Source organism: Acinetobacter sp. YH12208 (assembly GCF_013418055.1).
GTDB lineage: Bacteria > Pseudomonadota > Gammaproteobacteria > Pseudomonadales > Moraxellaceae > Acinetobacter > Acinetobacter pseudolwoffii.
In genome coordinates, this window is the sequence record NZ_VPCT01000014.1 from 55,048 (window position 1) to 67,461 (window position 12,414).

General features: G+C 43.1%; 17 protein-coding genes and 1 rRNA gene. 13 read left to right on the top strand and 5 right to left on the bottom strand.

Annotation, left to right across the window (positions count from 1 at the left end; genetic code table 11):
• Positions 1-162: 162 nt before the first annotated feature.
• The gene (locus FTU95_RS12245; protein WP_005169470.1) at positions 163-969 is read right to left on the bottom strand and encodes a 1-acyl-sn-glycerol-3-phosphate acyltransferase; all 807 of its coding nucleotides are present in this window, start codon (positions 967-969) and stop codon (positions 163-165) included.
• A 189-nt stretch (positions 970-1,158) separates the two neighbouring features.
• Between FTU95_RS12245 and FTU95_RS15055 the strand changes: the two genes are divergently transcribed.
• The 8 genes from FTU95_RS15055 to FTU95_RS12280 all read left to right on the top strand — a co-directional run bounded on the left by FTU95_RS15055 (position 1,159) and on the right by FTU95_RS12280 (position 6,071).
• Positions 1,159-1,290: a hypothetical protein gene (locus FTU95_RS15055; protein WP_005098021.1), complete on the top strand. Its 132-nt coding sequence runs from the start codon at positions 1,159-1,161 to the stop codon at positions 1,288-1,290.
• Positions 1,291-1,367: 77 nt separating this feature from the next.
• Positions 1,368-2,708, top strand: coding sequence for a ribosome rescue GTPase HflX (gene hflX, locus FTU95_RS12250; RefSeq protein ID WP_180078666.1), 1,341 nt, complete (start codon positions 1,368-1,370; stop codon positions 2,706-2,708).
• Between the two features lie 35 nt (positions 2,709-2,743).
• Positions 2,744-3,115, top strand: a complete 372-nt coding sequence (locus FTU95_RS12255) for a hypothetical protein (RefSeq protein WP_005098027.1) — start codon at positions 2,744-2,746, stop codon at positions 3,113-3,115.
• Between the two features lie 9 nt (positions 3,116-3,124).
• On the top strand, positions 3,125-3,799 hold the full coding sequence (locus FTU95_RS12260) for an LrgB family protein (RefSeq protein ID WP_005098028.1): 675 nt from the start codon (positions 3,125-3,127) through the stop codon (positions 3,797-3,799).
• Positions 3,800-3,885: 86 nt separating this feature from the next.
• Positions 3,886-4,332 carry a DUF2147 domain-containing protein gene (locus FTU95_RS12265; protein WP_005098029.1) on the top strand — a complete coding sequence of 149 codons (447 nt, stop codon included), beginning with the start codon at positions 3,886-3,888 and terminating at the stop codon, positions 4,330-4,332.
• A 183-nt stretch (positions 4,333-4,515) separates the two neighbouring features.
• Positions 4,516-4,965: a DUF2147 domain-containing protein gene (locus tag FTU95_RS12270; protein WP_005098031.1), complete on the top strand. Its 450-nt coding sequence runs from the start codon at positions 4,516-4,518 to the stop codon at positions 4,963-4,965.
• 61 nt (positions 4,966-5,026) lie between these two features.
• On the top strand, positions 5,027-5,476 hold the full coding sequence (locus tag FTU95_RS12275; protein WP_005098033.1) for a DUF2147 domain-containing protein: 450 nt from the start codon (positions 5,027-5,029) through the stop codon (positions 5,474-5,476).
• 148 nt (positions 5,477-5,624) lie between these two features.
• Positions 5,625-6,071, top strand: coding sequence for a DUF2147 domain-containing protein (locus FTU95_RS12280; RefSeq protein ID WP_005098035.1), 447 nt, complete (start codon positions 5,625-5,627; stop codon positions 6,069-6,071).
• A 52-nt stretch (positions 6,072-6,123) separates the two neighbouring features.
• Here FTU95_RS12280 and FTU95_RS12285 read toward each other — a convergent pair whose 3' ends face one another.
• From FTU95_RS12285 to pdxA, 3 genes are read right to left on the bottom strand one after another with little or no spacing between them, the layout of a single operon-like run.
• A complete protein-coding gene (locus FTU95_RS12285) occupies positions 6,124-6,969 on the bottom strand; it encodes a symmetrical bis(5'-nucleosyl)-tetraphosphatase (protein WP_179999777.1) in 846 nt (281 codons plus the stop codon).
• 6 nt (positions 6,970-6,975) lie between these two features.
• Positions 6,976-7,788, bottom strand: a complete 813-nt coding sequence (rsmA, locus tag FTU95_RS12290) for a 16S rRNA (adenine(1518)-N(6)/adenine(1519)-N(6))-dimethyltransferase RsmA (RefSeq protein WP_005169455.1) — start codon at positions 7,786-7,788, stop codon at positions 6,976-6,978.
• 33 nt (positions 7,789-7,821) lie between these two features.
• The gene (gene pdxA / locus FTU95_RS12295; RefSeq protein ID WP_171063322.1) at positions 7,822-8,793 is read right to left on the bottom strand and encodes a 4-hydroxythreonine-4-phosphate dehydrogenase PdxA; all 972 of its coding nucleotides are present in this window, start codon (positions 8,791-8,793) and stop codon (positions 7,822-7,824) included.
• A gap of 303 nt (positions 8,794-9,096) precedes the next feature.
• Here pdxA and rplM point away from each other — a divergent pair, with 303 nt between their 5' ends.
• The 5 genes from rplM (at position 9,097) to FTU95_RS12320 (ending at position 12,021) form a co-directional block, all read left to right on the top strand.
• Positions 9,097-9,525 (top strand): 50S ribosomal protein L13, encoded by a 429-nt coding sequence (rplM, locus tag FTU95_RS12300; protein ID WP_004281682.1) that lies wholly within the window; start codon positions 9,097-9,099, stop codon positions 9,523-9,525.
• A gap of 13 nt (positions 9,526-9,538) precedes the next feature.
• Positions 9,539-9,925 (top strand): 30S ribosomal protein S9, encoded by a 387-nt coding sequence (gene rpsI, locus FTU95_RS12305; RefSeq protein WP_005007735.1) that lies wholly within the window; start codon positions 9,539-9,541, stop codon positions 9,923-9,925.
• A gap of 337 nt (positions 9,926-10,262) precedes the next feature.
• On the top strand, positions 10,263-10,916 hold the full coding sequence (locus FTU95_RS12310) for a glutathione S-transferase N-terminal domain-containing protein (RefSeq protein WP_005098044.1): 654 nt from the start codon (positions 10,263-10,265) through the stop codon (positions 10,914-10,916).
• Positions 10,917-10,925: 9 nt separating this feature from the next.
• Positions 10,926-11,354, top strand: coding sequence for a ClpXP protease specificity-enhancing factor (locus tag FTU95_RS12315; protein ID WP_180078667.1), 429 nt, complete (start codon positions 10,926-10,928; stop codon positions 11,352-11,354).
• 19 nt (positions 11,355-11,373) lie between these two features.
• Positions 11,374-12,021: a hypothetical protein gene (locus tag FTU95_RS12320; RefSeq protein ID WP_180078668.1), complete on the top strand. Its 648-nt coding sequence runs from the start codon at positions 11,374-11,376 to the stop codon at positions 12,019-12,021.
• A gap of 290 nt (positions 12,022-12,311) precedes the next feature.
• Here FTU95_RS12320 and rrf read toward each other — a convergent pair.
• Positions 12,312-12,414 (bottom strand): 5S ribosomal RNA (rrf, locus tag FTU95_RS12325); the annotation flags it as partial.

The window sequence follows — 12,414 nt, forward strand, 5'->3', positions numbered from 1 at the left end:
GTCGTGTATGGCTAATAAAGACTTTTGCCTACTTTGGGTCTGTCAAAAGTAGAGTTTCGCCAACACAAAGCCATTTAAATGTTTAAAGCAAAGATGAAGCTATACACGTCTGTTCCTAAGAATAGACATCAAATGCCTAAATTCCTCATCCAGTTTTTTTTATTAAGTCTTTTCTAGTACACGCGATTGCAACTCCACCAAGCCAGCCTGCATGGTTTGCTGTACCACACGGGTCAGGCTTTCAACAGTGTGCCCCTCAGTCGCGATTGCAGGTAAAGCCACTAAATGTGCAATCACTTGTGGCATTTCCAGTACTTTTTTGACATGGGCTGCAAAACTGATGTCATTGATAAACGGCGCAACCACATCGAGGTCGCCCTGCTGATTCACATAACAAATCAGGCAAATTTGCACAGGACGCTGTGCCTCAATCGCAGCACCCAAAATCCGGCCGTGTACTTTTTTAATGGCTCGCCCATCTGAAGTGGTGGCTTCAGGAAAAAATAATACGGGAATATTCTGTTTTAAAAATCCGGTAATCTGTTCGCGGATACGCACCGAATCACCAGAACCACGTTTGATAAATAAAGTGCCGCCACCTTTGGCCAATTTACCCAGAATTGGCCAGTTTTCAATTTCTGCTTTGGCCAGAAAAAATACGCGTGCCCCTGAACCTAAAACTGCAATATCGAGCCAGGACACATGGTTACTCACCCATAAAGCGGGTTCGCGCGGAATTTCACCGTGCACCTGGACTTCTATATTGAATACTTTGCACAACTGTCGACAAAAATGTTGCACATAACGGGTATTGGTTGGATTGTTCGGATTTTTGTATAAACCGTGACGGAAAACCAAATAGAACCCTTCACTGATAACAGCCAGTGAAGCTGTTACTTTTCGCATATAAAGCCAGAATTTTGCCAAGCCATGTCGGTGAGATGTTTGATCTTGTACAGTTGGGTTCATAAAAACGTCACTAAATCCTAAGCTAGATACAGGGAATATCCACGAATTAAACTCATTCTATACTGTTCATTCGCAACATGCATTGATAATAAAAACCGACCAATAAGATCTATATCTTCAATTTTAATTGGATTAATGAATTATTTATAATAAAAATATCGGAATATTGGATCAAAAAGGATCGCTGCCATGCCAGATCAAACCCAGCCTGCGAATGAAAAGCTTCAGCCTTTACAAGTGCTCAAATATATTTTGGGTGGTACCTGTATCTATGCCGCTGTACTGGTAACACTTGCACAACTGTTTGTCACCGCACTTTAAACCAAAGCCGCGCTAATTCAGTATCTGCCTCGCTCTTTTTCAACTACACTAAAGCTTTCAAGTGGAGATTGGCCTGAGTGGAATATTTAGAACAACATCGGGGGAAAGAACGCGTCATTCTGGTGAGTGTCAGCGTACAAATGCTGGATGACCTTGATGCTGAAGAGTTTAATCTGCTGGCGCAATCTGCAGATGCCGAAATTCTGGAACATATTCATGCTCAACGCGTCAAACCGGATGCCAAATTTTTTATCGGGTCAGGCAAAGCAGAAGAAATCGCCGAACGCGTAAAAGAACTGGACGCCAATCTGGTCATTGTCGATCATGCCCTGACACCGGCCCAGGCCCGTAATCTGGAACAGGTCATCAAGTGCCGTGTGGTCGATCGTACCGAACTGATTTTAGATATTTTCGCCCAGCGTGCCCGTACCTATGAAGGCAAGCTGCAAGTCGAACTGGCACAACTGCAACATTTATCATCCCGCTTAATTCGCAGCCGTGGCAATCTCGACAGCCAAAAAGGCGGCATTGGCTTGCGTGGCCCGGGTGAAACCCTGCTTGAAACTGACCGTCGTTTACTGCGTATTCGCATGGGACAACTGAAAGCCAAAATTGATAAAGTCCGCCAGACCCGAATGCAAGGTCGTATTGCCCGTCAAAAAGCAGCTGTCCCAACTGTGTCTTTGGTCGGTTATACCAATGCCGGCAAATCGACCCTGTTTAACCTGCTGGCCAAGAGTGATGTCTATGCAGCCGATCAGCTTTTTGCCACCTTGGACCCGACTTTAAGACGTCTGGAATGGGATGGCATCGGTAATCTGGTACTGGCAGATACGGTGGGTTTTGTTCGCAATCTTTCCCACTCGCTGGTTGAATCCTTTAAGGCGACCCTGGAAGAAACCGTAGAAGCTACCCTGTTGCTGCATGTCATCGATTCAAGTAGTCCAGAAATGCTGGAGCAGATTGAAGCGGTTGAAAAAGTCCTGAAAGAAATTGGTGCCGATGTTCCGATCCTGCAGGTTTACAATAAAATTGACTATAGCGGCGATGAGGCCAAAATTATTTATCGACGCCCGGGCGAGCCAGAACGTGTCTATGTTTCAGCACATAGTGGCGAAGGGATCGACCTGCTGCGTAAAGCGGTACATGAAGCCCTGATGGGACAATTGCAATCCTTTGACCTGATTCTGAAACCCGCCTACGGCAAGCTGCGCAACCAGCTTTATGGTTTAAATGTAATCCAGTCAGAACATTATGATGATGAAGGTCAGCTGCATTTACATATTCGGATTGCAGCACAAAAACTGGAGCAGCTGATTAAACAGGCGCATTTACCTTTAGATGAAATTTTGGGAAAACAGGCACAGCAGTTTCAACGTCCACTGGAAGCGTTTGAAATCCGGTCAAAGATCGAGTAAAACTTGATAAGTAAACTTAATAATTGATCATACGAATGAACTGGATAAAACGAATAGACTGGCCAGCATGGATCGGCACCCTGTTACTTATTATTGTCTTTCGGGAAGCATCCGTCTGGCTCATGACCCAGCTGGATCATCCTGAATTGGGCAATCTGGTAGGGTTACTCAGCTTATTGATTGCCCTTTTTACCTGGCGCTATTTCGGTAAACTTCCCGCTCGTCTCGTAGACACCAATAACAAGCTGATGAAGGAAAGCGCCTTTGCTTTCCTGCCTGTCAGTGCAGGTGCACTGATGATGCTGGTCCATATGGGCCAGAAAATTCCGGCATTTTTGTTCATCATGTTTTTCAGCACCCTGATTCCTTTATGGATTTACGCCAAAATGGCCAAGCGCTGGTTATAGGAGTACCGCATGTTATCTATTTTATATGGCTTTGCGGTCACGCTGATGGCCTATCTGATTGCCAAACCCTGTAACCGGATCATCCCGCAAATTCCTGTCATCGTATTTAGCATGTTCTTTGTGCTTGCAATTTTATTTGTGCTCGGGATTCCTTATCAAAATTACATGGATCAAGTGAATCCGCTCTTCAATCATTTACTTGGCTATGTGACCGTCGCCCTGGCCATTCCACTGGCTGCAATGCGCTATGATGACTTACCACTAAAAGCGATTATCGGTATCTTGGTTTTTGCCAGTATCAGTGCTGTCGCCCTACCAATGGGACTTGCATATCTGCTGCATATGTCTTCCGCAGATATTATGGCTTTCGCGACTCGGGCGGTGACGACACCCATTGCGATTAATATCGCCACCTTGCTGGATGCTCCAATCAGTATGGTGATTCTGATTGTGATTCTTTCCGGAGTGATTGGCGCAGCATTTTCACCGTTTATCCTGCGGCATATCAATGATGAACGTGCTTCCGGACTGGCCTTAGGATTGGCAGCACATGCGATTGGTACAGCTCAGGCCTGGCAGCGTGGCAGTGTTGCAGGACGTTATGCCGCTTTCGGTATGGCAGTCAATGCGGTGTTTACTGCCATCTGGCTGCCTACTTTTATACTTTATTTGCAAAAAATGTGACTAGTGAATCATTTTAATTGTTTGTTTTGTGCTTTAATCGTTCCTAATATACAAACATAAAACAATTTTATTCAAGGAACAGAAATATGAAAAAGGTTCAATTATTCTCGGCTTTACTTTTAACCTCTTTCAGCCATCTGGCCTTAGCTTCGGATCTGTCAGGGACATGGCGCAATATCGATGATAAAACCGGTTCACCTAAAGCATTCCTGGAAATTCGCGAAACAGCTACAGGCACTTATACGGCCAAAATTACCAAAATCACGCCGCGCCCGGGCTATACCCCAAAAGAAAATTGTGTCTCTTGTCCTGCACCTTATACCAATAAACCGATTCTTGGACTGGATGTACTGACAGGCCTGAAGCACACCGGCAATAATAACTTTGCTCAAGGCAAACTACTCGATCCATTATCCGGGAATGTGTATAGCACCAAGGCAAAATTAAGCAGTAATGGTAAACGTCTGACTTTACGCGGCTATGTAGGCGTTTCGGCCCTGGGTCGCAGCCAGACCTGGATTAAACAGGATTAATTCATACTCTATTGAATAAAATGTGATGAGTTTAAAATTTAGCAGAGAGAAGCTTGCATTTTCATACATTAAGTTGTATGAATATTGAACATATGCTTTTCTCATGGATTATGAAAGTATAATAAGTAGAATTTACATAATATGTATCAAATGGAATTTGATGCGTTGTCATAAGGATATCGTATGCAGAAAATTGCAATTTTAGGTGTATTTACAGCCTCTATAGTCACCTGCTCCATGGCATTTGCGCAGGAGTTATCGGGTTTCTGGCAACAGATTGACGATAAAACCGGCTCACCTAAAGCACTGATTGAAATGAAAACTCAGGCAGATGGTTCTTATACTGGGAACATTCACAAAGTTACACCGCGACCAGGCTATACGCCACGGGAAAAATGTATAAAGTGCCCACCCCCATATACAGACAAACCGATTTTAGGACTAGAGATCATTAAAGGGCTGAAACCAACCAGCAAGAATAACTATGGACATGGTCAAATACTCGACCCTTTAACTGGCAAAATTTATGATTTAAAAGGGCGGATTTCTGCCAATGGGAAACGACTGACTCTACGTGGATACATTGGGATATCTGCCATCGGCCGTACACAAACCTGGATTCGCCAGGATTAATAAAGCAGCACATTTGTGTTGGAGATATTTTATTTCATCTATAAAAAAAAGGATAAATATAATGAAACAATCTAAATTAGGATTAATATTCATCGCTGCCATGATGACTGGCACTGCGTATGCACAGGACTTAACAGGCACCTGGCAACAAATTGATGACAAAACCGGTTCACCAAAAGCAGTGATTGAAATTCGCCAAAATGATAACGGTACGTTTGCCGGAAAAATTATCAAAGTTACGCCACGTCCGGGCTATACCCCACAGAAAACCTGTAATAAATGTCCTGCTCCCTATACCAATCAACCTATTCTGGGCATGGATGTACTGACTGGCTTAAAACATGTGGAAGGCACCAATAACTATGAAAAAGGCCGTGTGATCGACCCGTTGGCGGGTAAAATTTACGATGCCAGAGTACGTCTGAATGCCAATGGTAAACGTTTAACCTTGCGTGGTTATGTCGGCGTTTCTGCTTTAGGCCGCAGCCAGACCTGGATTCGTCAGGATTAGTATCCAATTCTCAATATTAAAAAAAGCTGCCAACTTGGCAGCTTTTTTTAGTACATTAACTCTATAGTATTCAGATAATTATTGACTATTTAATCATAATTCCTAACATGAGGGCGCGATGACAAAAAACTCTCTGGAATGACTCTCTATGTTAAAAAAAATATTACTTGCCGCATTGACCACAGGGTTTAGCATGACCCTTTGGGCGGAAGATATTACTGGAACTTGGCAACAAATTGATGATAAAACGGGAGCTGCCAAAGCGATTATCGTAATTAGCCAAGAGCCTAACGACACTTACTCTGCTAAAATTGTGAAAGTTACCCCTCGTCCGGGCTATACACCACGTGAAAAATGTAATGCCTGCCCTGCTCCCTATACCAATCAGCCCATTTTAGGTATGACAATTATCAAGGGCTTAAAACATGTTAAAGGCACCAATAACTATGAAAAAGGTAAAGTGATTGATCCTTTAGCAGGTAAAATTTATGATGCAAAAATGCGTTTAAACAACACTGGCAAACGTTTAACCCTGCGCGCCAGTGTAGGTGTTTCAGTTCTAGGCCGTAACCAGACCTGGATTCGTGCAGACTAAATTTTAAAACTAAAAAAGCCACGTAATCACGTGGCTTTTTTATGAAATGTGCTTACATCACCGGATTATCAACCGCGAACATCTGCTGATCTTCCAAGCGGAATGCCATCAGTTGATTGCCCCAAACACAACCGCCATCTACATTTTGAATCTTGTTTGAAATGGTTTTACCGTTCAAGGCGGCCCAGTGACCAAACAGAATCTGATGGCTTTGCGCTGCTAATGACTCAAATTCAAACCAGGGTTTAAATCCTTCCGGCATTGGATCATCCAGCGCATCTTTAAAGCTGTATTCCAGACGCCCCTCTGCATCAGTGAGACGCATTCGGGTCAAATAATTCACGATACAGCGAATACGCTCATGGCCCTTTAGCTGGTCTGACCACAGTGCGGGTTCTTTCCCAAACATCTCTTTCAAAAAATCATCCAGCACATCGAAGTCATCATTAGAAATGATGGCTTCAACTTCTTGTGCCAATTGAGCAGTTTTTTCTGCATTCCAGATATTCGGAATCCCTGCATGGGTCAGAATAGTCTGCTCATTTGGAAATAGACACAGCGGCTGTTTACGCAGCCAGTCAATCAGGTCATCGCTGTCGATGGCATCAATCACATCACGAACATTGTCTTTTTCTTTAATCGGCTTGATGCCGCGGGCATAGGCCAATAAAGTCAAATCATGATTACCCAAGACTGTTGCAGCCGATCCCTGTTCGGCCAGCTTCTTGATAAACCGCAGTGCAGCAATTGAGTTTTCACCTCGTGCCACCAAGTCTCCAGCAAACCAGATAAAGTCCTGATCTGCATCGAAGCGGATTTCTTTGAGCAGAGCTTTCAAGGCCTCAAAACAGCCTTGCACATCGCCAATTACATAATTATATCGAACAGTGCGGTTCATCGTTATTTAAGCCACCATTTGATCTGAAAGTGCAACAAACTGTTCAAGGGTCAGAGTTTCTGGACGTGCCATCGGGTCAACACCCGCTTTTTCAAAACCATCTTCAACCAGCATGCCTTTTAAGCTATTGCGCAAGGTTTTACGACGCTGGGTAAAGACATGAGATACCAGACGTGCCAGCGCTTTTTCATTTTTGGCCACAATCGGCTTGTCTGCATAAGGCTCTAAACGAAATACCGCCGAGGTTACTTTTGGTGGCGGATTGAAAGATCCCGGTGGTACTTCAAACAGGAAAGTCGGTTTGCAGAAATACTGGATCATGACTGACAAACGGCCATATTCCTTGGTATTTGGTAATGCGGTAATCCGATCAACCACTTCTTTTTGCAGCATGAAGTGCATGTCCTGCACTTTGCCACCAAATTCCAAAAGATGAAAAAGCAGGGGAGTAGAAATATTATAGGGCAAGTTACCAACCACGCGCAGCGGACGGCCTTCTTCAAATAATGTTGAATAATCAAAGCGCAGTGCATCGGCTTCAATAATGGTTAAACGTTCTGGATGTGGTACACGACCCGGCAGGCCCGCAGCCAAATCACGGTCAAGTTCGACCACAGTCAATGCATCACATTCACCAATCAAAGGTGAGGTCAATGCAGCCAGACCCGGCCCAATTTCCAGAATGTTCTGACCTGGACGTGGATTGACTGAGCGTACAATTTTGGCAATGACACGTTGGTCATGTAAGAAGTTTTGACCAAATCGTTTTCGAGCCTGATGCCCTTCTTCTTTTGGGTTTAAGGCATTAATTTGATACATAAAAACATTTCCAACGTGAGTGATGAACAATAATCAGTGGCGCGCCAGATCGAGGGCTAAATCGACAGCAACGTGCAGGCTGGAACTTTTCGCAAGTCCCGTACCCGCAAGGGAGAGTGCTGTGCCATGATCTACAGATGTACGAATAAAGGGTAAGCCGAGGGTAATATTAATGGCTTCACCAAAGCCCTGTGATTTTAACACAGGTAAGCCCTGATCGTGATACATCGCCAGAACCGCATCGGCATCTTTTAAGTTTTCCGGGGTAAATAACGTATCTGCGGGCAAGCTTAAACTCATATTGATGCCTTGAGCACGGTAGCTTTCGAGTACCGGATTAATCACTTCAATTTCTTCCATACCCAAATAGCCACCCTCGCCTGCATGCGGATTGAGACCGCAAACCAAAATATGCGGATGTTCAATCTTAAATTTGGATTTCAGATCGTGAATCAGGATATCAATGACTTGATGCAAACGCTCTTTGCTAATCGCATCGGCAACGGCACGTAAAGGAAGATGCGTCGTTGCTAAAGCCACACGTAAAGTCTTGGTCGCCAGCATCATCACCACCCGCTCAACGCCTGCAAATTCTTGATAATATTCGGTATGACCGCTGAAATGGATGCCAGCTTCATTCATCACAGACTTTTGCACCGGTGCAGTTGCCACGCCGACACTTTTAGCTGACATGGCATAGTCCGCAGATCGTCGCAGCTGTTCTAATACATAAGCGGCATTGTTCGGGTTCAATTCACCTAATGCCACAGGCTGATTGAGTGGCACATGTTCAACATACAGCTGACCTTTTTTTGAAGATGCGTCCTGTCCGGTATATTCAATCAACGCCACAGACAATTTCAATTGATCTGCACGGGCTTTCAGCATATTCAGATCGGCCAGTACTACAATCGGACGTTCATCCACACGTTCTGCCAGACTCAGGCAAATATCGGGACCAATTCCGGCAGGTTCTCCGCTGGTGACATATAAAGGCAGCATCATCTTCTCAATTTGGCAAAGCTGAGAAATATTATAACCCGATCATATCCAGGCTGCAGCGATCATTGCAAAGCGTCCTTATAAATCAATATTTTGATACGAATTGAAAGGATGGTTACAAATATAGTCCTCGTTTTTGCGAGATATTCAGGTTTATGCCTTTCCTTATTTCAGGAGATTAGATAAAATACAGCGCTTGAAATTTCAATTTTCATTTGTGATTCTTCACGTATTCGTTTAGAATCGCGTCTCCTTTAGTTTGGACAGATTCCATAGTCCAAACCAACTATAATAGGTAGTGGTTTAATGAAAACTCTCAGCGCTAAGCCAGCTGAGGTTCAACACGACTGGTACGTTGTTGATGCTTCTGGCAAAACTTTAGGTCGCCTTGCGACTGAAATCGCTCGTCGTTTACGCGGTAAGCACAAGACTTCTTATACTCCTCACGTTGACACTGGCGATTATATCGTTGTAATCAATGCTGAAGAAATCACTGTGACTGGTAAAAAGTCACAAGATAAGAAATACTATCGCCACACTGGTTTCCCTGGTGGTATCCGTGAGACTAACTTTGAAAAGTTAATCGCTCACAAACCAGAAGCAGTTCTAGAAAAAGCTGTTAAAGGTATGTTACCTAAAGGTCCTCTTGGTTATGCAATGATCAAGAAAATGAAAGTGTATGCAGGTACTGAGCATCCACACGCTGCTCAACAGCCACAAGTTTTGGACATCTAAGGGATAACAGCACATGGCTACTAATTATGGTACAGGTCGCCGTAAGACCGCAACTGCACGTGTTTTCCTATCAGCTGGTACTGGTAAACTCGTAATTAACAACCGTACTCTTGAACAGTATTTCGGTCGTGAAACTGCTCGTATGGTGGTTAACCAACCTCTTGAGCTGCTTGAAGCAACTGAGAAATATGACCTTTACATCACTGTTGCTGGTGGTGGTATCGGTGGTCAAGCAGGCGCAATCCGTCACGGTATTACTCGTGCATTGATCGCTTCTGACGAGACTTTAAAACCTGCTCTTCGTCAAGCTGGTTTCGTTACTCGTGATGCTCGTGAAGTTGAACGTAAGAAACTTGGTTTACGTAAAGCTCGTAAACGTCCTCAGTTCTCTAAACGTTAATTCGTTTACCGAACCGGACAAAAAAGCCTTGGATTATTCCAAGGCTTTTTTTATAAGTATTCATTTTCAATATTGAAGGATATTTCTGCGGTTATTGTTCATGTATATCTTTACCCCAGACTCCGTCATGGCACCAAAATGATTTACTCAGATAATAATTTGCTACGCCAATAACAATAAATAGCAGGATGATGAGCAGTTTAATAAGCATGCTGTTTTTCTCCAGATATTTTTCTTATAATCTACCTTGGCTCAAGCCGATTGATCTTTGATGCTTGGTGCTTTTTAGGTTGAATTTTAGTATCCTAGTCTATTCATTAGAACTTCATCAGGATTTATGTCAGTCGAAAGCGCGCCTCTTCAAGGAATTACCTTATATAGTCATGCCGATGACTTCCGTTCCCATTGGATTCGCTATGTGCTTGCCGAGAAGCAAATTAAATACAACCTGATTCTGGTAGATACAGATGACGAGGATCTGGCCAGTCTCAATCCTTATAATCAGTTGCCGATGCTGATCGAAAATGAACTCAAATTATTCAATACTTCAATTATTTCTGAATATGTAGATGATCGCTATCGTCAGAATAAACTGTATGCCGATGCGCCGATGCCGCGCGCGGAGCAACGTCAATACATCTGGCGCTTTGAAAATGACTGGCTACAACTGGCCGATATCATGTTACGTCATCCAGACACCCTAGATAAAAAAGCCAAAAACCAGGCACAGAAGCAGTTACAAGATATCCTGACCTCATTGATGCCACTATTCCAGCATTTTCCCTATTTTATGTCTGAACAATTCAGTATTCTGGATTGCATGTTGGCGCCAATTTTTATCCGCCTGAAACAGATGGGCATAGAATTACCGCAGCAGCAATGCCGTCCATTTTATTTATATTGCCAGCGAATTTTCAGTCGTCCTGCCTTTGTAAAATCTATGACATTGCAGGAAAAAAACCGTTATTCAGCACAAATCAAGAACCTGTAGAGAAACATCATGTCCGAACAAGAATTCAACCTTAGCCCTACTCGTCCCTATATGGCACGCGCAATCTATGAGTGGGTTTGCGATAACAATATGACGCCCTACTTGCTGGTCGATGCGACACGTCCAAATACCATGGTTCCTGAGCAGTTTATTAAAGATGGGCAGATTGTGCTGAATATTGTGCCTCATGCGGTACATGCGCTACATATGAGCAATGATGCAATTAGCTTCTCTGCTCGCTTTGGTGGTGTCTCTCGTGATATCTATGTCCCTATGGCAGCCGTACTCGGTATTTACGCACGTGAAAACGGCCAAGGTTTATTCTTTGATCCAAGTGAATATGAACATACACAAACCGATAAAGATGCTTTAAAATCAAGCACTGAAGAAAAACCTGAACAGCCAAAGAAAAAACCAACTTTAAGGTTATTAGATTAAAAAATAATGGAGCAAGTGAATGGCTTTTGATTTAGTACAATATTTTGTTGAACAGATAGAAACTCAAAAGCCTGAGCTTCTAAAAGACCATACGAAAGAAGAAAGACGAAAATATATAACTGAAATTAATGCCTTAACTTTAGGCAAACTGATTACCGAGTGGCGCAACAATCCACAAAAAATTTATAACGAAATTAATCATCCTGATGAATTATATATACTGGAAGTCGTGCGTCATCTGGCCACCCATTCGGAAAACCAGTCAGCTCTGGATCGAACTCAACTAGAACAAAGCACCTCGGAAATTTTCCATTTACAGCTCACTGAATTAAAACAGTTACATGATACCGGCAATCATAATCTTAACAGCATTCAAGAACTGCTCACCGGCCAGATTGAACATTTATCCGGTCAAGCAGATGATTGGGTTTGGACAACAAACAACCTAACAGAACTCAAAGGCTCTAAACCAATTGTACAAGAAGAGCTATCATTGGAGGCATCAATGAAGGAGTTTAATCAAATGGTAAGCCAGAATCATCAGCATCAAGATGTTGAAGACGTCGCTCTTGTAGAAACCCCAAAATGGGCAAAGATTGTTGAACCCATCATCGCCATTGCAATTCTTTGGGTATTAATTGCAGCCGTAATGCGCGTATTTGGTTAAAATGAACTGCAATCAAAAACCAGCATTTTGCTGGTTTTTTTATTTGCCAAGATTTATAAGATCGGCCTATCAATTATTTTAGAGCAAACCCAAGATTCAAGATCTCCTATCACTGCTATAAGAACAACCCTCCTAAGAAAGTTTTGATCAGCTTTGAAATATAAATATATTTAAGCACTTCAATAAGTTTGAGAAGCTCTAGTAGTTTCAATATTGCTTATTAAAAGTTCTTAAAAACCCCACACACAAAAAAACACCCCCTGCTCATGCAGGGGGTGTTTCGAATAATGAGCTGGCGATGACTTACTCTCACATGGGTAACCCCACACTACCATCAGCGCAAAGAGGTTTCACTTCTGAGTTCGGGAAGGGATCAGGTGGTTCACTCTTGCT